Annotated in this window: 18 protein-coding genes and 1 pseudogene; 9 read left to right on the forward strand and 10 right to left on the reverse strand. The window is 42.3% G+C overall.

The features are described 5' to 3' along the window. Positions 1-25: 25 nt before the first annotated feature. The 3 genes from FIS9605_RS0105120 to ilvD form a co-directional block, all read right to left on the reverse strand. On the reverse strand, positions 26-1000 hold the full coding sequence (locus FIS9605_RS0105120) for a cysteine synthase A (RefSeq protein ID WP_026731621.1): 975 nt from the start codon (positions 998-1000) through the stop codon (positions 26-28). Positions 1001-1378: 378 nt separating this feature from the next. Continuing rightward, on the reverse strand, positions 1379-2017 hold the full coding sequence (locus FIS9605_RS0105125; RefSeq protein WP_026731622.1) for a peroxiredoxin: 639 nt from the start codon (positions 2015-2017) through the stop codon (positions 1379-1381). 626 nt (positions 2018-2643) lie between these two features. Then, positions 2644-4329 carry a dihydroxy-acid dehydratase gene (ilvD, locus tag FIS9605_RS0105130; RefSeq protein WP_026731623.1) on the reverse strand — a complete coding sequence of 562 codons (1686 nt, stop codon included), beginning with the start codon at positions 4327-4329 and terminating at the stop codon, positions 2644-2646. Between the two features lie 111 nt (positions 4330-4440). Between ilvD and FIS9605_RS0105135 the strand changes: the two genes are divergently transcribed. Next, the gene (locus FIS9605_RS0105135) at positions 4441-5325 is read left to right on the forward strand and encodes a LysR family transcriptional regulator (RefSeq protein ID WP_026731624.1); all 885 of its coding nucleotides are present in this window, start codon (positions 4441-4443) and stop codon (positions 5323-5325) included. A 145-nt stretch (positions 5326-5470) separates the two neighbouring features. On the opposite strand, the gene FIS9605_RS0105140 is transcribed toward FIS9605_RS0105135, so the two are convergent. Further along, positions 5471-5866 (reverse strand): hypothetical protein, encoded by a 396-nt coding sequence (locus tag FIS9605_RS0105140; protein ID WP_026731625.1) that lies wholly within the window; start codon positions 5864-5866, stop codon positions 5471-5473. Positions 5867-6443: 577 nt separating this feature from the next. On the opposite strand from FIS9605_RS0105140, the gene FIS9605_RS0105145 reads away from it, so the two are divergent. Continuing rightward, positions 6444-7385: a hypothetical protein gene (locus tag FIS9605_RS0105145; RefSeq protein ID WP_026731626.1), complete on the forward strand. Its 942-nt coding sequence runs from the start codon at positions 6444-6446 to the stop codon at positions 7383-7385. A 12-nt stretch (positions 7386-7397) separates the two neighbouring features. On the opposite strand, the pseudogene FIS9605_RS40605 reads toward FIS9605_RS0105145, so the two are convergent. Continuing rightward, positions 7398-7561: pseudogene (locus tag FIS9605_RS40605) on the reverse strand (GTP-binding protein); the annotation flags it as partial. 226 nt (positions 7562-7787) lie between these two features. Here FIS9605_RS40605 and FIS9605_RS36290 point away from each other — a divergent pair. Continuing rightward, positions 7788-8387: a hypothetical protein gene (locus tag FIS9605_RS36290; protein ID WP_035139652.1), complete on the forward strand. Its 600-nt coding sequence runs from the start codon at positions 7788-7790 to the stop codon at positions 8385-8387. 116 nt (positions 8388-8503) lie between these two features. Here FIS9605_RS36290 and galE read toward each other — a convergent pair whose 3' ends face one another. Then, complete coding sequence (galE, locus tag FIS9605_RS0105160; RefSeq protein WP_026731627.1) at positions 8504-9502, reverse strand: UDP-glucose 4-epimerase GalE; 999 nt, start codon at positions 9500-9502, stop codon at positions 8504-8506. A 300-nt stretch (positions 9503-9802) separates the two neighbouring features. Between galE and FIS9605_RS36295 the strand changes: the two genes are divergently transcribed. Both FIS9605_RS36295 and FIS9605_RS0105170 read left to right on the forward strand, forming a co-directional pair. Beyond that, positions 9803-10513, forward strand: a complete 711-nt coding sequence (locus tag FIS9605_RS36295; protein WP_051469931.1) for a hypothetical protein — start codon at positions 9803-9805, stop codon at positions 10511-10513. A 270-nt stretch (positions 10514-10783) separates the two neighbouring features. Beyond that, a complete protein-coding gene (locus FIS9605_RS0105170) occupies positions 10784-12535 on the forward strand; it encodes an ABC transporter ATP-binding protein (protein WP_026731628.1) in 1752 nt (583 codons plus the stop codon). A 300-nt stretch (positions 12536-12835) separates the two neighbouring features. Here FIS9605_RS0105170 and FIS9605_RS0105175 read toward each other — a convergent pair whose 3' ends face one another. Next, positions 12836-14866, reverse strand: a complete 2031-nt coding sequence (locus FIS9605_RS0105175; protein ID WP_026731629.1) for an ABC1 kinase family protein — start codon at positions 14864-14866, stop codon at positions 12836-12838. A gap of 641 nt (positions 14867-15507) precedes the next feature. On the opposite strand from FIS9605_RS0105175, the gene recN reads away from it, so the two are divergent. Beyond that, positions 15508-17259 carry a DNA repair protein RecN gene (gene recN, locus FIS9605_RS0105180; protein WP_026731630.1) on the forward strand — a complete coding sequence of 584 codons (1752 nt, stop codon included), beginning with the start codon at positions 15508-15510 and terminating at the stop codon, positions 17257-17259. Between the two features lie 736 nt (positions 17260-17995). Here recN and FIS9605_RS0105185 read toward each other — a convergent pair. Further along, positions 17996-19291 (reverse strand): dicarboxylate/amino acid:cation symporter, encoded by a 1296-nt coding sequence (locus FIS9605_RS0105185; protein ID WP_026731631.1) that lies wholly within the window; start codon positions 19289-19291, stop codon positions 17996-17998. A gap of 394 nt (positions 19292-19685) precedes the next feature. Between FIS9605_RS0105185 and FIS9605_RS0105190 the strand changes: the two genes are divergently transcribed. The 3 genes from FIS9605_RS0105190 to FIS9605_RS0105200 all read left to right on the forward strand — a co-directional run bounded on the left by FIS9605_RS0105190 (position 19686) and on the right by FIS9605_RS0105200 (position 24403). Continuing rightward, entirely contained in the window at positions 19686-20723 is a 1038-nt protein-coding gene (locus FIS9605_RS0105190; RefSeq protein WP_026731632.1) for a hypothetical protein, read from the forward strand. 266 nt (positions 20724-20989) lie between these two features. Beyond that, on the forward strand, positions 20990-23623 hold the full coding sequence (locus FIS9605_RS0105195) for a trans-splicing intein-formed DNA polymerase III subunit alpha N-terminal partner DnaE-N (RefSeq protein ID WP_026731633.1): 2634 nt from the start codon (positions 20990-20992) through the stop codon (positions 23621-23623). Positions 23624-23755: 132 nt separating this feature from the next. Next, the gene (locus tag FIS9605_RS0105200; protein ID WP_026731634.1) at positions 23756-24403 is read left to right on the forward strand and encodes a Uma2 family endonuclease; all 648 of its coding nucleotides are present in this window, start codon (positions 23756-23758) and stop codon (positions 24401-24403) included. A 159-nt stretch (positions 24404-24562) separates the two neighbouring features. Here the strand turns inward: FIS9605_RS0105200 and FIS9605_RS42425 are convergent, their stop codons facing one another. Next, on the reverse strand, positions 24563-24739 hold the full coding sequence (locus FIS9605_RS42425; protein WP_155960363.1) for a DUF5615 family PIN-like protein: 177 nt from the start codon (positions 24737-24739) through the stop codon (positions 24563-24565). Then, positions 24708-25043: a DUF433 domain-containing protein gene (locus FIS9605_RS0105210; protein WP_026731635.1), complete on the reverse strand. Its 336-nt coding sequence runs from the start codon at positions 25041-25043 to the stop codon at positions 24708-24710. The genes FIS9605_RS42425 and FIS9605_RS0105210 overlap by 32 nt, the downstream gene beginning before the upstream one ends. Between the last annotated feature and the right edge of the window lie 63 nt (positions 25044-25106).

The raw sequence follows: 25106 nt of genomic DNA on the forward strand, positions 1-25106 counted from the left end.
ATGACCATTGACTAATGACTAATAATTATTCTGGTGAAAGTCCTTTTGATTGTAGCCATTCACGGTTAAAGATGCGTGACTGGTAACGGGAACCACTATCACACAAAATAGTGACAATAGTATGTCCTGGTCCCATTTGTTTTGCTAAAGCAACAGCTGCGGCGACGTTGATTCCTGTAGAACCGCCCATAAACAAGCCGTCTTTCCGCAGCAGTTGATAAACTACCCGTAGGGCTTCTTTGTCATCTATCTGGATGGCATCATCAGCTGGTGCGCCTTCCATATTTGCAGTGACACGGCTATTACCTATGCCTTCAGTGATGGAATTGCCCTCTATTTTGATGTCACCAGTTTTGATATAGCTATATAAACCACTACCCATCGGATCGGCAACTACGCATTTAATCTCTGGATTCTTTTCTTTCAGGAACATAGACACACCTGCATATGTGCCCCCAGTTCCGGTTGATGTAACCCAAGCGTCAATTTTACCGTCTGTTTGTGCCCAAATTTCTGGCCCTGTAGTTTCGTAGTGGGCGTGACGGTTCGCTAAGTTATCAAACTGATTTGCCCAAATGGCGTTTTCCATCTCAGCAGCTATTCTGCCAGATAGCTTGACGTAATTGTTGGGGTCTTTATAAGGTACAGCAGGCACGGGACGGACTTCTGCCCCTAATACTCTCAAGGCATCCATCTTTTCTTGCGACTGGGTATCAGGAATGATAATCAAGCATTTGTAGCCTTTGGCATTGCAAATATGTGCCAGTCCAATGCCAGTATTGCCAGCTGTTCCTTCTACAACAGTACCACCCGGTTTAATCAAGCTTTTTTTTTCCGCATCTTGAATAATATAAAGTGCCGCGCGGTCTTTGACGGAACCACCAGGATTGAGAAATTCTGCTTTACCGAGAATTTCGCAGCCAGTTTCTTCGCTAAAGCTGTTTAACCGAATTAATGGCGTGTTGCCGACAGTGCCTACAAAGCCGTTCTTGATATCCATTTTAAATTTACCTATGTTCTTCTTATAAAAATTCTTACTTATAGCGGTGCTGGGATCTAAGCTCAATTCATCCCTAAATTCAAATCATTGTCTGGACAGTCTCTCAAACAAAAAGAGCGATCGCCCTACTATATAGAGCGATCGTCTAGATCTTATCAATTCCAAAAATTTATTAGCCTACTACAGCTAGTTTTAATCTTTCGCAACGTTAATACGTGAATTCTACAAAAGATTTTACTTTGTGTCTTAGTGTCTTTGTGGTTAAAAAGACATTATTTTTCACCACAAAGACACTAAGACACAAAGGTAATAATTCATTCCCAAAATATAAAAAATCTCACCTCCATAATGAAGGTGAGGTTCTTTAACTAAGTAAAATTACTTATTGGGTTGAGGAGTCATCCGTAGATAAGGCTTGACTTCCTGATACCCTTTGGGGAATTTCTCCTTCAGCACTTCTGGATCTTTCAGTGAGGGGACTATAACGCAATCATCACCATCTTTCCAGTCAGCTGGTGTAGCAACGCTGTAATTATCAGTCAGTTGCAACGAATCAATCACCCGCAGAATTTCATCAAAGTTGCGTCCGGTGCTGGGGGGATAAGTCAAAGTCAGACGCAGTTTCTTGTTGGGGTCGATGATAAACACTGTCCGCACAGTTACGCTGGCGTTGGCGTTGGGGTGAATCATGTCGTAAAGGTCAGAAACTTTACGATCTGCATCTGCCAGAATTGGGTAGTTAAGGGTGGTGCTTTGTGTTTCTTCGATATCACCAACCCAGCCTTTGTGTGATTCAACGTCATCAACGCTGAGGGCTATGACTTTGACATTACGCTTGTCAAATTCTGGCTTGAGTTTGGCAACGACACCTAACTCAGTGGTGCAAACAGGTGTGTAGTCTGCGGGGTGGGAGAACAGCACTACCCAGCTGTCACCTGCCCATTCATAAAAATCGATGTCGCCGTGTGTAGAGGCTTGGGTAAAATTCGGGACTGTATCACCTAGATGGAGAGCCATGATTTAAATTCCCTGCAAATCAACAAAGTATACGTATCCTATTTTGCCATGATGGCATAAAACACCGGTTCTCCGATAGGGCTATTGTGGTTCGCAACAAAATTTTAGGTAGCGAAATCAAAATTCAACCCACATAGAGTTAAAAAATTAGTAGCTTTAAAAGCTTTAATAGCTTTTAAAGGAAGAATATTTACGGTGCTGAATCTCTAGATATTCTAGTATTTTTTAATGCAAAATTTGCCTGCCGAAATTCATTTCTTGGAACTTGTAGTTATAACTAGTCTTATTGGGCACCACAGATTCCTTGAGTTCAACACCAATGTCAGCTATTCACCTGAAAAATGACTTTCTAAATCTAAATTTTTACTTAATATTTGGACTGGCGATCGCACCTACTCTCAGATATGCAGCTTTTACATTATTTATGTCTTGCTTTTGCCACGATCCTGAGCAATGCAGATTTGAGACACCTCTTGCTCTATTCCTGTAACTGTACCAGGGGCGATCGCTAAGGAAGAGAACTGGGGTTATTGCTGGTTGTCATGTAGTCCTAGGTGAATTAAATTTGGTCAATAGTCACTAGTCAAAAAACTCTAGACTATTGACTATTGACTATTAACTATTAACTAAAATAAATCCAAATCAGTGACTGCACCAAGACTGCTAGAAGATACCAATTTGGCATACTTAGCCAGCACACCAGTAGTGTAACGGGGTGGACGGGGTCGCCAAAGAGCGCGACGACGAGCTAATTGTTCATCAGATACGTGCAGGTGCAATAAACGAGCATGAGCATCAATAGTGATCGTATCGCCTTCTTCTACTAGAGCGATCGCACCTCCAACCGCCGCTTCTGGTGCAACGTGCCCAACGACCATACCGTAAGTACCGCCGGAGAAACGCCCATCGGTGATTAACCCCACACTATCACCCAAACCTGCACCGATAATTGCTGAAGTGGGAGCGAGCATTTCCCGCATACCGGGGCCGCCCTTGGGGCCTTCGTAGCGAATGACAATCACATCACCCCTGTTGATTTTCTTTGCCAGAATCGCCTCTAAACAAGATTCCTCTGATTCAAAAACTCGTGCTGGCCCAGTAATTTTAGGAACTTTTATACCAGTGATTTTTGCTACTGCTCCCTCTGCTGCCAGATTCCCTTTCAGGATAGCTAAATGTCCTTGAGAATACATCGGGTTGAGCCAAGGGCGAATCACATCTTGGTTTGGTGATGGTTCATTGGGTACGTCCGCCAACACTTGTGCAATAGTTTCACTACTTATGGTGAGGCAATCTCCGTGCAGTAAATCATGCACAAGTAGCATTTTCATGACCTGGGGAATACCACCAGCTTTGTGTAAATCTGTAGCTACATACTTACCGCTAGGTTTTAAATCGCACAATACAGGAACGCGCGACCGGATACTTTCAAAGTCATCGAGGCTTAGTTCTACACCAGCAGCGCGGGCGATCGCCAAAAAATGCAACACGGCATTTGTGGAACCACCCACCGCCATAATCACAGAAATTGCATTTTCGATAGATTTGCGGGTGATAATCTGACGGGGTAAGATTTGCTTACGAATTGCTTCTACTAATACAAATGCCGATTTTTCTGTGCTGTCGGCTTTTTCTGAATCTTCTGCTGCCATTGTTGAAGAATAGGGCAAACTCATCCCCATTGCTTCAAATGCACTAGACATGGTGTTAGCTGTGTACATTCCCCCGCACGAACCTGCACCAGGACAGGCACGGCGTTCAACTTCTAATAACTCATCCTCGTCGATTTTCCCGGCACTATATTCGCCTACCGCTTCAAAACAACTGACGACGGTTAAGTCGCGTCCGTTGTAGTGTCCGGGTTTAATCGTACCGCCATAAACAAAGATGGCGGGAATGTTCATCCGGGCGATCGCAATCATTGCTCCTGGCATATTTTTATCGCAACCGCCGATCGCCAGCACTCCATCCATACTTTGTCCGTTGCAAGCTGTTTCGATGGAGTCGGCAATTACTTCTCGCGACACCAAGGAGTATTTCATCCCCTCGGTTCCCATCGAAATGCCATCGCTAATCGTAATTGTGCCGAATATTTGCGGCATCGCGTTGGCGTTGTTGATGCCTATTTCTGCCCTTTGTACCAGTTTGTTGATCCCCATATTGCAAGGGGTGATGGTGCTGTATGCGTTAGCAATCCCAACAATTGGTTTAGTAAAATCTTGATCTTGAAATCCAACGGCACGCAACATGGCACGATTGGGCGATCGCTGCACTCCCTGGGTGACAACTCTGCTTCTGAGATTTTCTGACATTTTGATTTCCTTAGACTCCTGAAATGCTTCTGTAGGAGCATCATAGATAGAAATTTTTCATATGTCCAATATATATTTATTCATAATTGAAACTTTTAAAATATCAAAACTATGGAACTACGACACCTGCGTTACTTTATTGCCGTAGCGGAGGAACTGCACTTTAGTCGAGCTGCTGAACGACTGCACATAGCCCAACCGCCTTTAAGCCAGCAAATTCAACAACTCGAAGCAGAATTAGGAGTGGAATTATTTCATCGCAAAACCAAGCGACAGGTACAACTGACGGAAGCAGGAAGAGTATTGTTACGTGAGGCTTATCAACTGCTAGCACAGCTGGAACAGGCAATTGAGTTAACGCGCCGCACGGGTAGGGGAGAAACAGGACAATTGCAGGTAGGGTTTGTTAGTTCTGTCACCTATAACGTGCTACCTGCGATCTTGCAAGCCTTCCGCCAAAAGTTTCCCGAAGTGGAATTAGTATTGCAGGAATTAACGACAGCAGAACAGGAGGTGGCGCTACGCAATCAACACATCCAAGTCGGCTTTGTGCATCCTCCTTTAGAAGATGATACCTTCAGTTGGAAATGTATTCAGCAAGAAAATCTGGTTGTAGCTTTGCCTGCAACCCATCCTTTAGCGAAACAAGAACGAATTGCAGTGCGATCGCTAACGGATGAATTGTTTATTTTATTCCCCCGCCATCTAGGAATTGGACTTTACGACAAAATAGTTGCTCTGTGTCAGCAAAGTAACTTTACACCGAAAGTTGCACAAGAAGCTATCCAAATGCAAACTATCATTGGACTAGTTTCTGCTGGAATGGCAATTGCAATTGTGCCGTCTTCTTTGCAAAATCTTCAGCGTATGGGTGTAGTGTATCGAGCGATCGCACAAGCAACACCGTTAGTAGAAACAGCAGTGATGTGGCAACCACAGAAAGAAACACCAGTACTGCGGCAATTTCTCACAGTTGTCGAGAGGGTTTGTGGTTGATTAATTTAGATGCGATCGCTAATTTAGTTACCGTTAAAACTACTTATATGTGAATAGTGATGTGGAGCATATTTTAAGAGTAGCAAAAAACTCGCGAAGAATTATTCAACTTAATAGGTAATTAACCAGAGTTGTTTAATCCAAATCAGAATTGAGTGACTGTTACGTTAATCCCAGAATCTAGTTGTTTGGGAGTCTGGAAATACTCTATTTGAGTATGTTGAGGAGTTGGATTATTTTTTTGCTTTTCGCATTCCTCCAAAATACGACCTAGATTGTTAATTAACTCAAGCGGATCAATCTTTTGGCATCCTTGCTCGCGTACCACTGAAATTGAACCTGAAGTTTGTTGGAGATGATGATTTCGGTTAATGACATTAACCCAGTTACCATTAATCGTGACTGGTTGGGTTATCAAAGAAGCAGCTTGTTGATTGCCAGATTCTTTGGCAGGACGAACATTTGTTTGGTCAGCATAGGCATTCGGAGTCACACCAAGCGCACCAATCATAACGATCAAAGCTAGGAGCAACAATTTCATAAATTAAAGACCTCAAAGTTAATTAAATGCCTACTATTAATTTTGGCTTCTAAAACTTCAAGGCGCATCAGCGTAAATATCTGCGTAAAAATTAACCGTTATATTTTTAAAGATAGCGCGATTGTAATGGGTGAACGTTGGCGAGAAACTTGTGCAGCTATAAATGTAACTTCCTAACACTTGATTGTACTAATTGCGAATGCAGCCCCTCAAGTTGCAGATGCCCTAGCAGCGTTATTGCGTTTCAAGTTATCTATGCACTGAGGCGATCGCCAATTAAAACTCTATCGATAATTTCATCCCTAAGATAGAGGAGATTATTCTCTACACAGGTTTTCATCTTTACTTAATGGCTTCTACAGTAAAAAATTTTGCATCATCAAGTCAGTTAGCGATAGATGCTGCACAAAAGCTGTAGCTTCATAGATTTTGGAGCAGTAAAGAACAAAAAATTGAGAAATAATTATGGCTACACCGCCCTGAAGTTTTACTCCCCAGAAATACAAGAGAAACACATCTGTACTTATAAACAAAGTTGTCTGTATATTTTAACAGATTGTATTAATTTATACTAATGATGCTCGCAGCCATTTGTACCATATTTGAAGGTGATTATCACTACGGTGTAGGAACTTTAGTTAACTCTCTTTATAACCACGGTTTTCGCGGTGTAGTTTGGGTAGGGTATCGCGGAGCTTTGCCACCTTGGGCTAATTCTCTCAGAAATGGTCAGGCTTATCAAGAGTTTTCTGTTGCTGAGGATTGTGTCATTCGATTTGTTGAGTTAACCACCTCAAAGTTTTTCTCTAATTACAAGCCCGATTTTATGCTGCAACTTTGGGAAAATTACTGCCCAGAAGTTGAAGCATTATTTTATTTTGACCCTGATATTGTTAATAAAAGTCCTTGGGATTTTTACGTAGAGTGGGTTAGTCGTGGTATTACCCTATGCGAAGATGCCTACGATTATATGCCCGCCAATCATCCTTATCGACTTGCTTGGAAAGAACTTGCTGAACGCTACGGTTTTGTTTGCCATCGCGAACTAGACCGATATTACAATTCTGGCTTTATTGGGCTGAAGCAAAACCAGAAGTCCGTACTTGAACTATGGCAGAAATTACTAGAAACCTTTGAGTCCGCAGGATACATCAAGCTCAGTGATTTCCTTCTTGCTTTAGGGCGTTATCCCTATTTCCAAAGCGATCAATGCGTCCTTAACTTGGCACTGATGTTGTCTTCTCCTGAACCATTGAGTACTGTCAGTAAAATGGGAATGGATTTTGGTGGCGTTACTGTAAACATTATGTCTCATGCATCAGGAGGGCAGATAAAACCCTGGCGAAAACAACTTATTTTCCAAGCTTTAAGAGGTGCACCTCCAAGTTTGACAGATAAAGCTTATTGGCAACACACTCAGGCACCAATTCGACTTTATTCTCAATCCTATTACTTCCGCAAAAAAATTGCTCTTCGTTGTGCTGCTGCGATTGGGCGTTTTATCCATCGCGCCTATTAGGAATTATCTATGTTGCTGTTCCATTACCATCCAGTCTAAGGTAGCATGGCGTTGGAACAGGCTTTGACTGCTCCTGCTTCTTGGATTGTTACACCGTAGAGTAAAAGCTTTTCGGTTAGTGTAGTTTTACCCGCGTCTGGGTGAGAAATAATCGCAAAGTTACGACGGCGATCCACCTCTTAAGATTTATTCTTCAGCGCTGTCAAACAAGTAAAAAGTAAAAAGATAAAAGTAAAAAGAAATCCTCATATATAAATCTAGGGGCTTGAAACAAGGACATCTTTATGTTTCTCCATCAATAAATTCACTCTCTTGTATCCTTTTGAGATCAAGACAAAAAGAAATATTCTTCTTTCTTTTACCTTTTTACTTTTGACTTTTAACTTAAAAGATGGTCAAGTTATGTTTAAATATGTATTATTAACTATTTTATCTGTATTTATTGTTACTTTTAATACTACTGTCTTTGCCCATCAAGTGAAAACAACAGCGCAAGTAGGTGCAACTCTCCATATTGAACCAAATGATACTCCTAGATCCGGAGAACCTACAACAGTTTGGTTTGCCCTCACCCGTAAAGGTGGTAAGGTGATTCCACTGGCAGAGTGCAATTGTCAGTTAGCTGTTTACGCTGAACCTTATGCCTCTGGAGAACCACCACTTTTGGAACCAACTTTAGAATCAGTCTCGGCAGAGCGTTATCAAGGAATACCTGGAGCGAAATTTACATTCCCCAGACCAGGAACTTATCAGCTACATTTGCGTGGTGAATCAACAGCACAAGCAAGTTTTAAACCATTTAATTTGAAATTTAATGTTACTGTAGCAGCAGGAAAATCAGTACGAGAAAATACACAAGATTTACAAGATATTAACCAGAACATTCCCAACACACAAACTAGGACAGCGCTACCGTGGGCGATCGCTGGTTTTGGTTTGATAACAATTGGTTTTTTATTCTTTTTAGTGCAACGAGTTAATAGGAATAGGGATAGTAGTTAGTGGTTAGTAGTTAGTGGTTAGTAGTTAGTGGTTAGTAGTTAGTGGTTGGTTGTTATTCTCCCACTCTCCCACTTCCCTACTCTCCTACTCTCCCCACGTACCCTAATCCCTAGTCCCTACTTATGTCGCTGTTTATGCCACTGCCATGCATGGCTAATAATTTCTTCTAAGGATGAATATTGTGGTTGCCAGCCTAAGATTTTTCTAGCTTTGTCGCTACTACCAATCAGAACAGGTGGATCGCCAGGACGGCGATCGCACTCTGTGACTTTAATATCCGCACCCGTTACATGTTTGGCTGTATCAATAACTTCTTTAACAGAGAAACCATTACCATTTCCTAAATTAAACACTCCGCTGTCGCCGCCTTTCAATAAATATTCCAAGCCCAAGACATGAGCATCAGCCAAATCATTAACGTGTATGTAATCTCTAATACAAGTACCATCGGGAGTGGGGTAATCAGTGCCGAAAACTGATATAGATTCGCGTTTACCCAAAGCAGTTTGCAGAACTAAGGGAATTAAATGAGTTTCTGGGTTATGGTCTTCCCCTAACAAACCACCGGGATCGGCTCCAGCGGCGTTGAAATAGCGGAAAATTACTGATTTAAAATCATAGGCGGCATCAAAATCAGAGAGAATTCGCTCTACCATCAGCTTGGTGGCGCCGTAGGGATTGATCGGATTTTGGGGATGGTCTTCTGGAATAGGTATGACCTCGGGGACTCCATAAGTTGCACAAGTAGAAGAAAATACAAATTTATTTACAGAGGCTGCTAGCATCGCTTCTAGGAGGGTCAGAGTGCCTAAGACATTGTTGCGATAGTATTTAGCAGGGTCGGTAACTGATTCTCCCACATAGGCGTAGGCAGAAAAGTGCATCACAGCCGCAATTTCACGACTTTGAAATAACCGATCCAGTAGTGAGCGATCGCTTGTATCACCTACTACCAACTCTACTTTTAAAGCTGTTTCTACCAAGTCACGATGTCCATACACTAAATTATCGAGAATTACGACCTCATACCCAGATCGCAGCAAAGCAAGCACAGCATGGGAACCAATATATCCAGCCCCTCCCGTTACCAAAATTGTAGGCTTTTCAGGCGACATTGTTTTTCCTTTTGCTTACATAACTACTTCATTAAATTAATTTACCTGAACCAAATTACTGATCTAGAAAATTACAAATACTGCGGTCAGTTGAAAAATTTTGCTCTAAAATCACTACGACGGTGGTCTTTGTGTGAGGGGGAGCCACCCCCGTGCGGAGATATCCTCCGCTTTTGGGGAGTGGCGTTATGAGGAATTTGAGGTCAGATAACAGTGCTATTACTACTTATTTGACGCTAAAATAACTCAAATGCCCAAAATTGCTAGGCTGACCGCACCAGAAGATTTGAGAGTAAATTTATGTTTGTACTATTAAGCCGGGCTCTTCTTTGGCTGCTTCTTTTAGCGGTTTTAGTCTCTTTGTTCCAAAGATATTACCCCACAGGAACTTTTGTAGGGCGATTGTTCTTGGTCATTTTTCTGATGCTCGTCTTGTTGTGGTTTGTTAACCCTAATGAGCCAGCGATCGCCGCATTGTGGGAGGTAATATCATTTCCGCTCAAGCCTCTAGGAGCATCGATTTTGCTGTTGCTGTTTGCTGCTCAGAAAATCAAAGGCGGAGGAATAGACAAACCAGGAGGTATGTATCTTGCTTGGGCCTTAACGATTCTGCTTTTGGCTAGTACGCCAGCTGTAGCCTACTTTCTGGTTCGGTCGCCGATCGCCAAGATTGATAATTCTGACCTAGCCTTCATAACTACACCTACATCGGGGGTACTGGTGGCATTCAAACAAGACCCTAATGTAGAGAGCATATCAGATATGGCGGGTGATGGGGCGATCGCGCAACTGGGATTAAATTCTATGGACGCGAGAATCGCACCTTATTTGTTGCAAACTCCAGCGGAAATTGCCAGACGTGGGTTGCGGTTGGAAGATTTTATACCCAATGCCGAAACTCTGGCACTTACAACGCGAGTATGGGAAAGTTATCTCAACCAAATTTACTTTTTCTTGCGTGGTCGACAGGCATATGTTAGCAGAGTAAGATACAAGGACTATTGTCGATAAGTTAATATACTTATCCTGGAATTAGGACTTAAATTCTAGTCAAAGCCATCCGAAAATCTTTATCCAATCATTCTTCCAATACCCTCTTGACAAAAGTGCAGTTTTATCTGTGGTAAATTGACAGCCATAAGGCTAAAAAAGCAGCATCTAAAAAGGCCACAATGCTACATTTGTAGCTGACTGGCCTTGTTTAAACTTTATTTCTATCTGTAGCCAGAGATAGCCAGATTTTGGCGTGCCCAAGATAATATAAGGTATAAAATTGCTGGAATGGCAAAAAGACGACGCCTTGCTATACTTGCTGCTTACCTGCGTCCCCATTGGCGAGAGGCAACATTAGGTATTGTTGCTTTGTTAACTGTCAATGGGCTGGGTGTTTATATTCCTTTATTGATTCGTACTTGCGTTGACAAACTCTCGGGAACATTTAGCTTAAATCAATTATTAAATTACATAGTGCCCATTGTTTTGTTGACTTCGGCAATGTGGCTGATTCGTATGGCCTCCCGCATCTGGATATTTGGTGTAGGGCGTCAGGTAGAATATGAACTGAAACAGCGGATTTTTGAACATTTACTCAAACTAGAACCGTCATATTTTGCGACCAATACCGTAGGTGATTTGATTAGTCGCGCTACAAGTGATGTTGACAATATCCGGCGGTTGTTAGGTTTTGCTGTACTGAGTTTGGCAAATACCCTGTTTGCCTACAGCCTGACACTGCCAGTCATGCTATCTATCAATGTAGAGATGACATTAGCATCACTGGCAGTATATCCTTTTATGTTCTATGTGGTGCATCTGTTTAGCGATCGCCTCCGCAATGAACAATTAGCAGTACAGGATCGACTTTCTGACCTTAGCGATTTAATCCAAGAAGATATCAGCGGCATCGCCCTAATTAAAATTTATGCCCAAGAGGAAAATGAGCGCCGGGCTTTTGCTAAAAAAAATCAGCATCTGCTGCAAGCTAACCTCAAACTAGCGAAAAGCCGAAATACTCTGTTTCCCTTGATTGGCGGACTAGCCAATATCAGTTCGCTAGTCATCATCTTGCTTGGAGCAACGCGGATAGCCTCTGGAATGCTTGATGTTGGTGATTTTGTCGCCCTGCTTCTGTATGTAGAGCGTTTGGTTTTCCCCACCGCCCTATTAGGTTTCACAATCACTGCTTATCAACGAGGTGAAGTGAGTGTCGATCGCATCGAGTCAATTTTAACTGTCACACCCGAGATCAAAGACGAAACAGATGCAATTCATCTACCCACAGAGGAAGTGCAAGGGAAACTGACAGCGAAAAACCTCAGTTACACATATCCTGGTGCTGCTACTCCCGCTTTAGACAATGTCAGCTTTACTATCACACCCGGGGAAACCGTAGCAATTGTGGGAGCCATTGGTTCAGGCAAATCTACCTTGGCAAATGCTTTGCCTCGCTTGTTGGATATCGAACCAGGCCAGTTATTTTTGGATGAGATAGACATTACTAAAATTGCCCTAGCAGATTTACGCAGTGCGATCGCCTACGTTCCCCAAGATAGTTTTCTCTTCAGCACCACCATCAAAAATAATATCCGCTATGGCGATCCCGTCGCCGAACAACAAAAAGTAGAATCATCCGCCAAAAGTGCCCAGATTCACCCAGAAATAATCAATTTTCCCCAGCAATATGAAACCATCGTCGGAGAACGCGGTATTACTCTTTCTGGTGGACAGCGGCAACGCACCGCCCTTGCGAGAGCAATGTTAATTGATGCCCCAGTTTTAATTTTGGATGATGCCCTTTCCAGCGTTGACAATCAAACAGCTACAACAATCTTAAAAAATCTTTCTGGGGGTACAAAACGCAAAACTGTAGTTTTCATCACCCACCAACTGTCCGCTGCTGCCGCTGCTGACCGAATTTTTGTCATGGATAAAGGTAAAATCGTCCAGATGGGTACGCAAATAGAGCTTTTGCAACAACCAGGTCTATACAGAACTTTATGGAGCCAGCATCAGGTAGAGGAATTACTCCATTAAAGGGGACTGGAGATAGGGGATTGGGGAACTCGGGGCCCCCACGACCGCAGGGAGTGGGGATTAGGGGCAATGGGGATTATGGTTCATAACGAATTTAAATTAAAAAACTCTGCGCGACGGCAGTCGCTACAACGGGGGGAACCCCCGCAACGCGCTGCCTCCCCTCTGCGCTTACTCTGCGTGCCTCTGCGTTTAAATAAAGCATTTTTAAACCCACCTTCGTAGGCAAAAAACCTCACAGCCTGCCTTCGCAGGCTTTGTTCGTGCAGCCCCACCCTTCTAGGGTGCAGGATTTCTAAATCAAACTCTTGCAGGCAAAGAAATCCTTGCAGGAGGTTCTAAACTTGCATCTTGCGTACTCTCAATTTCTTCCGATACCAACAATTCTCGAATCAACCTAGCGATCGCTTTTTGCGCCAACTGGCTGGCAATTTGTTGTCCCAAACGCTGCAATCCGGGATTTACCAACATTTGGGCTAGTTGCGGAGCAAGCTGCGTCGGGTCAAAGCCACGAGTTTCGCGGAGAATATTTAATATTCGTTTGATATGCTCCAAGGTTTGTTGTTGCTCATCTGTAGCAGCAGGCGTTTCGTTAATTGCTGTGACACCAACCCGTTCCCGCAGTAGGTATGTGAAGTTGTGCAGAATATTTTTACTCAATGCTTCTACACTTTTCACAAATTCATCCACCAAGCGATCGCGAATGAAAGCACCGCGTTCGGAAGTGAGAAAATCTACCCCTTGATTCAATACCAAATTCAAGTCATAGTCTTGATTGTTACGAGCATTGCGTAACAAGTTTTCCAAGCGGTTCCAGCGGAAACGACCTTCTTTGAAAAGCAGATCCCGCAGCGATGCTCTTAATTCTGGTGCTGGATCGGTTAACAATCGTTTAGCAACGTAAGGATAAGCCTCACTCAAGACTTTGAAGTTGGGGTCAATATAGATAGCGATACCTTCCAGCGTTACCAGAGAACGAATTATCAAAGCGTAGTAGGGAGGTACGCGGAAGGGATACTCATACATCAAAGCCGATAGTTCGTCAGTGATGCTTTTAATGTTCAACTCAGCAACACTAGCTCCCTGAGCATTGGCAAATACTTTGGCAAATGCCGGAATAATCGGCGTTAAATCTGTCTCCGGTGAGAGAAAATCTAACTTGACGTAGTCGTATGCTAAGCCTTCAAAGTCACGGTTAACTACATGAACAATGGCTTCAATTAAACCGTAACGCTGTGGCGGCTTAATCTCGCTCATCATGCCAAAGTCCAGATATGCCAATTTCCCATCGGTGGTGGCTAATAAATTACCTGGGTGAGGATCGGCGTGGAAAAATCCATGTTCCAGCAGTTGTCGCAATGAACACTGCACTCCCACTTCGATTAAATAGCGGGCGTTGATGCCTTGGGCACTAATTTTTTCTGGTTCGGTTAATTTTGTGCCGTTAATCCACTCCATCGTTAAAACGCGACGGTTGGTGTATTCCCAGTAAATTTTCGGTACGTAAACGTCTTTAAGATGACCGTATAACTGATAAAAGCGCTCAGCATTTTCTCCCTCGTGAATGTAGTCCATCTCTTCAAAGATGCGATCGCCTAATTCATCGAGGATACCTACCAAATCGCTGCGGATGCGTTTAAAATTTTTCTGCGCCCATCCTGCTAATTGCCGTAAGATAAACAAGTCAATAGCAATCCGTTCTCGCAAGTCAGGACGTTGGACTTTGACGGCGACTTCCTCACCAGTTTTCAGCTTACCTTTGTATACTTGCCCCAAGGAAGCGGCGGCGATTGGTTCTGGTGAAAGTTCCTCGTAAACCTCCTGTGGAGGTGCGCCTAATTCTTCTTCTATAAATTGATAAGCTATTTCGTTGGGAAAGGGTGGCAACTTGTCTTGCAGCTGGGTAAGTTCCTCTAGGTACACCGGAGGAACTAGATCCGGTCGGGTAGACAATGCTTGTCCGATTTTAATATAGGCAGGGCCTAAATTTGTTAGGATTTCTCGCAAGCGAATTGCTCGGCGACGGTCATTTTTAACGACGACTCCCCGTTTGCTATCCGACCATACACCAAGAGCAAAACTGATCGTTGGTGTCAAAACCGCGATAATGCGTCGCAAAACTTGCAGGGGACGACTTTTATAGTAGGTCTTGATCGCCTGCGGATCGTATCGCAATGCTGCCTCAGGTTCAATTGTGGAACTGACCAGCCCTCTATGTCCTTGAGCTTCTTCTAGTGCTGGTAAACTCACAACAGATGCTTTAGCACCATTGTCCGGTACTACTTCATAATCAACTTCCAGGGAAGTAGGGGAAACTGTTTTTGCATTCATGAGCTTACCACCGCATCGGAGCTATTATGTTAAGTATTGTAACAATTTGTTGAGAGAGTAGGTTTCTAAAAAAAGGCATAAACCAAAATAAGACAGCTATCCTGGAGGCAGAAGGAGCACCCCGGCAGGAAGCAGAAGGTAGAAACTGGGAGAAAGCCCAAAGAAAGAGCAAGGCAATAATTTTCATTAGTACTGTAATTTACAGTTCATGACGGCTATTTATATCAATACATTATCGATTCCAAAGCAGGAGTAATTAAGAAGGTTCATAGCTAGATTGCTATACTTATAAAGCCAAAATTAAACTAGTGCTGCATAACGAAAATAACCAACAAGTTAAGAACAAGTCACAATAATTAATGTAATCAGCATTCTTCTCTTCTGTCTTCTGCCTTAATGCACTAAGTTTGCTAAACTCAAGGATGGCTTGTGGATTCAAAAGTAGTAGATTTTGCAGGGTGCAAAAAGGCGATCGCTAGTACATCACGGCTACAATTATCCAACTCTTACAAAGAGACAAAACGTTAATTTAGTGGGTATTTACGCCTTCAGCACAGTTGCCTCCTACCTCCTGCCTGACTGTACTAGTGTCCCTGAAGTTAGAAGTATCTGGCGTCTGCCCTCACGGAGAATTTAGCTCAATGTTGTCTCTGTTGCAAATAGAAAATTTTGCCCTCATTGACAAGCTGGAATTGGAATTTGGTCTGGGATTGAATGTATTGACAGGTGAAACCGGCGCGGGGAAGTCGATTATCTTGGATGCCATTGATGCGGTATTAGGCGGAAAAGTTTCTAGTCGCGTGGTTCGCACTGGCACAAGTAGGGCAATGGTAGAAGCAACTTTCTCCTCTAATTCTGCCTTAGTAGCTTGGTTGACTGAACAGGAAATCGATCCTATTGATGAAAATACCGTAGTTATTAGCCGAGAAATTACAATTTCGTCTGGGAAAGTACGGAGTAGATCGCGGGTGAATGGAGTGTTAGTCAATCAGCAGGTGATGTCAGGACTGCGCGATCGCTTGGTAGAAATTACTGCTCAAGGTCAAACAGTCTTAGTCGGACAGTCTGCTCAAATTCGCGATTGGTTAGATGTGTATGGTGGAGAATCTCTGTTGCAGCAGCGACAAGAAGTCGCCACTGCTTTTAGCGCCTACCAACAAGCACATCAGACATTAGAAAAACGCCGGACATCAGAACGGGAACGCCTGCAACAACTAGATTTACTATCCTATCAAGTCAAGGAACTCGGGGACATCAACCTTAGCGATCCTGATGAACTAGAGCAACTCCAGCAAGAACACCAACGCCTGAATCATGTTGTTGAACTCCAACAGATGAGTTACAAAGTATACCAAGCTTTGTACCAAAACGACGATGAAACCCCAACCGCGACAGATTTGCTGGGAGACAGCGAAGTAACATTAAGTGACATGGTAGAATACGATTCCCAGTTGCAAACGTTGTTAGATTTGGTGAGGGATGCTCAGGCAACTGTAGCGGAAGTAGCAAGGCAAATTAACGCCTATGGAGAAAGTTTGGAGGCAGATCCGCAGCGATTAGAAGAAGTAGAAGAACGCATTCGAGAATTAAAGCAAATTTGCCGCAAGTATGGGCCGACGCTGGCTGAGGTAATTGACTACTACCAGCGTATCCAAGCGGAATTAGCTGAACTGAATGACAGCGAACAATCTATTGAAAGTCTAGAAACACAAGAGGCGGAGTGTTTGGCTAAGCTTACTCAAGCTTGCCACCAGTTGAGTCAGTTGCGTCGCACCGCCGCAGCTAAATTAGAAGCCAAACTAATTAGGGAATTAAAACCCTTAGCTATGGAAAAGGTACAGTTTCAAGTGGAGATTGTACCAACTTTTCCCACTGCTGCTGGAGCAGACAAAATTACATTTATGTTTAGTCCCAATCCAGGAGAACCGCTACAACCTTTGTCAGAAATTGCCTCTGGTGGGGAAATGAGTCGGTTTTTGCTAGCCCTGAAAGCTTGTTTTTCCCAAGCAGATGCAACAGGGACGCTAGTATTTGATGAAATTGATGTCGGCGTTTCGGGGCGGGTAGCACAGGCGATCGCCGAAAAATTACACCAACTCAGTCAATTTCACCAAGTATTGTGTGTTACTCACCAGCCCTTGGTTGCCGCAATGGCAGATCGGCATTTTCGCGTAGACAAGCAAGTGATCAATAAAGTTAAGGGTAAAAAAGAACATAACGGACATCCAGAAGAACGTACCGTTGTGCGTATTACTACCTTAGATAACTTAACCAAACGTCGAGAAGAACTGGCTCAACTAGCAGGTGGTAAATCAGCCCAAGAAGCGATCGCCTTTGCGGAATCTTTGCTCACGCAGGCTGCAAATCACAGAAGAAAGAGTGTAGGGGTATAAAGCCCCCACTAAAATCATCTGAAGAATTCCGGATTGAGTCTACCAAATTAGAAGAGACAGTAAGTTTACCTGATATTCGCATATGTTGATGTTACTTTATAAATATAAATACTTATTTGAAAAACCTATAAAAAATTAACATACTAGATTTGGCGATCGGTTCGCCAAATTTTCCGCAATTGTCCCAAGGACAATTGAATATACATTGTGTACGGTTTAACTAGGAAATAAGTGACAGGCACCTTTTAAATACAAGATGCCGTCTACTGCCGTGAAGTTTTATCTAATAGTATTGTCCTGCTCCTATGACTCCAAAACACACCAAACTTAAATTTCCTCTGTTGCAATATCTCAACCAGCCCTTATTTAACTCAAATACCAAATTGGTATTAAATCCCCGCCGCTTCGCTCATCTCTACAGAGTTGGACTTCTCAAAAGGTGTTGGACTAGAGATTGTGATGCCAAACGACCTTATTCAAACTAAAGAGTCATAGAGTTAAAAAATCAAGAGTCAAGAGGAGGCAGTCCGGTGGTGAGGCAGCGAGCGCGCTCCAAAGGGGGTTCTCCCCATGTAGACGCGCGCAGGGCGGGTTAAGGCAGGTGCTTTATGCCGCGCATGGTCTCCCGGCATAAAGCACCTGCCGTTCAAGAGTCAAGAGTCAAAACATTATGAGTTTAAACTCGAGACTAGAGACTATGAATTCTTGACTTTGAATTATTGACTCTTGATTAAATTTAAAACTTGCCTTGAGAATGAGGCTTTTTACCATCAAGTAAAGCACTGACAGTCATATCTCCCATCACATTAATTGCAGTGCGGCAGCGATCCAAAAACCAGTCTACAGTTACAAGCACGGCAATATACTGAGTGGGCAAACCAACCGAAGTGAATACGAGTGTCATTGTCACCAGTCCCGCATTGGGAATATTAGCTGCACCCACCGAGGCAAAAATTGAGGTGAGAATGACAAGAAATTGCTGCCCAATATTTAAATGTTGTCCCAGCACTTGAGAGATAAACAATGCAGACATTGCTTCGTAAAGGGCAGTGCCATCATTGTTGAAATTTGCCCCAACTAACGATCCCAAAGCAGCAGAAGATTCTCGCAAGCCAATTTTTTCTTGCAAAACTTCAAAGGTGACGGGCATAGTCGCCCCTGAAGAAGATGTAGAAAAAGCCATCAAAAAGGCATCGGAACCGCCACGCAAGAAATTCAACGGTTTCACCCAAGAACCAAAGTTAACTCTAGTGAGATAGTAGCAAGCTTGCAACGCCAGGGCTATTAGCACCGCCACAATAAACGCTGCCAAAGATATAAACGGCTCGAAACCTTCTTTAGCAACTGTCGAAGCAACGATCCCAAAAACTGCCAAGGGTACTAAAGCAATCACCCAATTGAGGATACGGATTACCGCCTCAAACAAAATCGAAATCACGTCTTCAATGGGTTGGTAGCTATTCTTACCTTGAGCCACCATCTCTGATTTGATCGCACGCAGGACGATACCAAAAGACAGGGCAATCACAATCAACTGGATGACGTTGTTATTTACCAACGGCTCAAGGATAGCTTTTGGTACAGCATCTTGAATTAGTCCCCACGGGTCGAATTTTTGCTCTGCTGATGTTGTTGTACCTCCTGGAACAGTCAAACGCCCCCAAGTACCAGGATGCAGGACGTTTGCTACTAAAAGTCCAATCAGTATTGCTACTGTAGTATTGGTAAACAGTAGTACCGCCAAGCGCCGTCCTGCTGTACCGGGAATGTTTGCCGTCATAAAAGTATGTAGCACTGCCACCAAAATCAGTGGTGGAGCTAGGGCGCGGAGAGCCTTAAGTACCAATTCTGCGGGAATTGCCAAGTTCTTAATTAGAGCTTCGTTGGCTGAGCTGGGATTTCCTCCACCCAGTGCAATTCCTACTGCTATTGCTAGAATCAGTGCGATGACAATTTGCAACGTGAGCGGTACTCTCTGCCACCAAGGACGGCGTTTGATTTCAGGCTGATCGATACTATCTGTTTCGTTCATTGCTAGATGAAGACTGAGGCATTGCATCCATTGAAACACGACTCCAGAAATTTCACAGCCTACTTGAACAAATCTGTAATCATCCATGCTATTGCAGGCTTTTCTTAGAAGCCGCTGCGTGAAGTTAAAGTTGTTAATTTAAAAAACAGTATATTTTTTTACTTGTATATAGATGAGTTCCTGCAATTTTATTGAAATTGCTAAGGATTTTGATAAGTACGGAGCACTATGTTTTACTTAATCTTTAAATAAACTTTATTAATTTTAAGTTAATCTATAGTTAACCTAGATTTTACCTATATCAAACTAAGCGTATACGTAAGTAAATTTGCGTATACAAAAAGCTTTGTTTTGTGTACATATAAAGATTTATAAATGGAGTATTGTAATATTCATGACCGAATCACATACCAACAGATGCAGGCAAAAGCTTTTGGGAAAGTGTTTAGTTGAGGCAGGTCTGCTAACCTCAAATCAATTAGAAATAGCACTTGACGAACAAAATTTTTCAGACAGATCTTTGGAAGAGATTTTCACAATGCATGGCTGGATTGAACAGCAAACAATTGACTTTTTCATGGAAAAGGTAGACTTGCAACAACTAGCATTAGCTGATACAAGACAGCTTGTTCAGAAAGATAATACTCGGCAAAATGTCAAATTAAATGAAAAATTTAATCAGACAGAAACACTGAATTTAATACTTAATAATTTACAAGTGTATATCTCTCCCAAAAATACCTTACGCTTCCTGCTGTTACTGATAATAGGTCTTTGCATAGTCAGTCTTGCCGGACAGTTTACTTTGTACTTCTTACCTGACTATCCTTCCAGAGGATTTTTTGCAGAGCTATTTAACGTTGACGGCGAACAAAATATCCCTGCTCTATACTCTGCGTATGCTTTACTATTTTGTTCTTTTCTTCTTTTTATCATTGCATATGCCAAGAAAATAGCTGATGATAGCTATTTCCGCTACTGGAAAGCCTTATCAATCATCTTTGTATTCCTGTCTTTGGATGAATTTATCAGCTTGCATGAAAAATTAATAGAGCCACTGCGAAAGATTCTAAAAACAAGTGGCTTTCTTTACTACGCTTGGGTTATACCTGGTGCTATTTTCGTACTCATTTGCTTGCTGGCATTTTGGCGATTTATTGCTGCTCTTCCTGCCAAAACACGACGCCTATCTTTAATTGCGGGAACAGTCTTCATCAGCGGTACAATAGGTATAGAAATGATAAATGGTTACTATGTAAATTTTTACGGTCGGCAGTACACATATAGTATATTAACGACTATAGAAGAATTCCTAGAAATGCTCGGCATAGTTGTGTTTATATACGCCCTACTATCGTATATTTGTACATATATGAAAGGTATGTCTCTCAATATTATTATTAATCACAATAAGCAACACTTCACCGCTTAGCTTGAACCGCGAGAAGTTCCAAAGTTATATTCCTAAACCTCAGTTTGTATCTTACTCGCTGTCTACAATAGAATTAACGGTTTGTGAGTGGTGCCTCTGGTGCTGGTGTGACAATGGCAATGAAGTGGTTTGAGTTTTAATCAGGGTGGTTTCCAACGATCGCTTTCCTTCCAAAAGCAAAATTTTCTTACTCCTGCATTTAGAGACTCAGCAGGTGTAGTTTAATGGAAAACGCTGATGTTGTTCGCTTGTGGTAGGAAAGGCATATGTCTTTTGTTCCGTTGCATATTCATAGTGATTACAGTCTCTTGGATGGTGCCAGTCAACTGCCAGAATTGGTAGATCGCGCCATCGAACTGGGCATGAAAGCGATCGCCCTCACAGATCATGGTGTCATGTACGGTGCGATCGAACTAATTAAAATCTGCCGCAGCAAGAATATCAAGCCAATTATTGGCAACGAAATGTATATTATTAACGGCGATATCACCAAACAAGAACGCCGTCCCCGTTATCATCAAGTTGTTTTAGCAAAAAATACTAAAGGCTATAAAAATTTAGTCAAATTAACATCAATTTCTCACCTCCAAGGTGTACAAGGCAAAGGAATTTTTTCTCGTCCTTGTATTAGTAAAGACTTACTAAAAGAACATCATGAAGATTTGATAGTCACCAGTGCTTGTTTAGGTGGAGAAGTACCCCAAGCAATTCTAGCTGGTAAACTAGATGCTGCCCGCAGAGTTGCTCAATGGTACAAAGATGTATTTGGAGATGATTATTATCTAGAAATTCAAGATCACGGGTCGCCAGAAGACCGAATTGTTAATGTAGAAATTGTCAGAATTGCTCGGGAGTTAGGTATTAAGCTTGTCGCTACAAATGACTCTCATTATATTTCTTGTTACGACGTCGAAGCGCACGACGCATTGTTGTGTATTCAAACAGGCAAATTGATTATTGAAGATAACCGGATGCGTTACAGCGGTACAGAGTATCTTAAATCCGCTGAAGAAATGAAGCAGCTATTTCGCGATCATTTGCCAGAAGACGTAATTGAAGAAGCAGTAGCAAATACTGTAGAAGTTGCAGATAAAGTCGAACCGTATAATATTCTCGGTGAACCTCGCATCCCTAATTACCCTATTCCATCCGGTCACACTCCTGATACTTACGTAGAAGAAATTGCTTGGCAAGGACTCTTAGAAAAACTAAATCGCAAATCTCGCAACGAAATCGATTTAGTTTACAAAGAGAGACTAGAATATGAACTAAAAATGATTCAGCAGATGGGTTTTTCCACATACTTTTTAGTTGTGTGGGACTACATCAAATTTGCTAGAGATCATGATATTCCCGTTGGGCCAGGACGTGGTTCTGCTGCTGGTTCTTTAGTAGCCTACACAATGGGAATTACCAACATTGATCCAGTCCATCACGGGTTACTCTTTGAAAGATTTCTCAACCCAGAACGGAAATCCATGCCTGATATTGATACGGATTTCTGTATTGAAAAACGAGATGAAGTCATAGACTATGTAACTGAAAAATATGGTACAGAAAGAGTTGCTCAAATCATCACTTTTAACCGCTTAACTTCCAAAGCGGTGTTAAAAGATGTCGCGAGAGTATTAAATATTCCCTACGGGGAAGCAGACAAAATGGCGAAGTTGATTCCTGTATCGCGGGGTAAACCAGCGCCACTTAAAAAGATGATTTCTGAGGAAACGCCAGAACCAGAATTTAAGGCTAAATACGAAAGCGATCCCAGAGTCCGCCACTGGGTAGATATGGCGATTCGGATTGAAGGGACTAACAAAACCTTTGGTGTGCACGCAGCGGGTGTAGTGATTTCTTCTGAACCATTAGATGAAATTGTGCCATTACAAAGAAATAATGATGGTTCTGTGATTACCCAGTATTTTATGGAAGATTTAGAATCTCTGGGTTTGTTAAAGATGGATTTTCTGGGTTTAAAGAACCTGACAATGATTCAGAAAACCATCGAGTTAATTGAAGATAACCACGGATTTAAAATCGATCCTTATGTAATTACTGCTCAGGAAAGAAAAGCTCAAAAAATATTAGCCAAAGGTGGAGAAACTGCCAAACTACCTCATGATATCAAAAAGACCTATGAATTATTGGAAGCTGGTGAGTTAGAAGGTGTATTTCAGTTAGAATCATCGGGAATGCGCCAGATAGTGCGAGATTTGAAGCCTTCCAATATAGAAGATATTTCTTCTATATTGGCGCTTTATCGACCGGGGCCATTAGATGCAGGACTAATTCCTAAATTTATCAATCGTAAACATGGTCGAGAAAAGATTGATTATGAACACACTCTTTTGGAACCAATTCTAGATGAAACCTATGGAATTATGGTTTATCAAGAGCAAATCATGAAAATTGCTCAAGATATGTCTGGATATTCTCTTGGTCAAGCTGATTTGCTACGTCGGGCGATGGGTAAAAAGAAAGTTTCCGAAATGCAAAAACAGCGAGAGAAATTTATCGATGGTGCGGCAAAAAATGGTGTAAAGCAACAAATTGCCGAAGAATTGTTTGAGCAAATGTTGAAGTTTGCTGAATATTGCTTGAGTTATGACACAGAAATTTTGACGGTAGAGTATGGATTTTTGCCGATTGGGGAAATAGTGGAAAAAGGCATTGAATGCACAGTGTATACTGTTGATAACAATGGAAATGTGTATACACAAACGATTGCTCAGTGGCATAATCGCGGTCAACAAGAAGTATTTGAATATTGTTTGGAAGATGGTTCGGTGATTCGAGCCACAAAAGACCATAAATTTATGACGACTGATGGGCAAATGTTGCCAATAGATGAAATATTTGCAAGGGGATTAGATTTGCTACAAGTGAAGAATTTGCCGGAGTGAAACTAATTTGCTTGGTTAAGTATTGATGCGATCGCATCCCATAATGTCATTGATAAAGCACCAATAATTATGGCAGTGTATCAGCCAACCAAAGTAAGCTAAATTTAGATTTTCACTGCTGGGAGTGGAGAGATGTTGTTGGAATTAAAGCGCATCCAGGTTCCACCGGGACAACGAGTGCTGCTGCAAGATATCAGCTGGCAGGAATTTGAAACTATTCTGGAGGATTTAGGGGAACACCGTGCAGCACGAATTGCCTATGACCGGGGAATACTGGAGATTATGACACCACTGCCGGAGCATGAAGACGATAAAGAAATTATTAGTGACTTGGTCAAGGCTTTACTGGAAGAATTAGATATTGAATTTAGATGCCTTGGTTCTACCACTTTCAAAAACCAAGCGATGACTCAGGGTATAGAACCTGATCAGTGTTTCTATATAAAAAACGAAGCGAGGATTCGCGGCAAGAAGCGACTAGATTTAACAGTAGACCTTCCGCCAGATTTAGCGCTAGAAGTGGATATTACATCCCGAACTCATCTGAATATCTATGAAGCACTAAAAGTTCCAGAACTGTGGCGGTTTGACAAAGGTAAGTTACAAATTAATGTACTGCAAGATGGACGTTATGTAGAATCACAGGAAAGCTTAAGTTTTCCCAGATTTCTACTGATTGAGGTGATTCCTCAATATCTTGAGCAAAGTAGAACAACTGGCAGAAATGCAACGCTGAAGGCTTTTCGCCTTTGGGTTAGAGAGCAAATACAACAAAAATAGCCCGTTTCGTGTCTAAAGGTAAAATATCTATATAGTACATATTAAGGTAGTTGCGGAAATGACAATTGTAGTTCCAAGAGCCACTACCATAGAGGAATTCTTGAAACTTCCATCTATTGATGAGTCTCCAGCCTGGGAGTATATTAACGGTGAGGCAGTTCAGAAAGTGAAAATTACTCTACCCTCAGCAAGTGCGATCGCCACTTGTTCTTCATCCGAGACAGAAATTAGTCCTTGTTCTGGGGTAGTAGTGACATCGATATCACGACGGCGTAACCCATCCGCAATGGCATTACTGACATTTTCATCTAGGTGAAATCGAATCGTTCTGGACATTTCGATTTCCTAGTTTTTGTAACAGAAGCGAAGGAGTTTGCGCCTGCAACTGTTTGGCAAACTCTTGATCTTCTCGAATTTGTTGCCTGATTTGTTCAAGATGGTCGTGGTAATATGCTAATGCAGCATACACATCAGCTAAGGTGATGCTGGGATACTGCGACACTATTTCATCTGGAGAAAGTCCCAACCGTTCGTGCCAGATGACAATATTCTGTACCGTAATCCGATGTCCAGCAATACGCGGTTTGCCACTACATACACCAGGCGTGATTTCGATGTGTTCAGAAATCACTGACTCCATAAATAAACTCATCCTTTAGCCAAGATGCTTTACAAATAATCCTATTATCGCGTTTCTGGGTGT

The organism is Fischerella sp. PCC 9605 (assembly GCF_000517105.1).
Taxonomy (GTDB): domain Bacteria; phylum Cyanobacteriota; class Cyanobacteriia; order Cyanobacteriales; family Nostocaceae; genus PCC9605.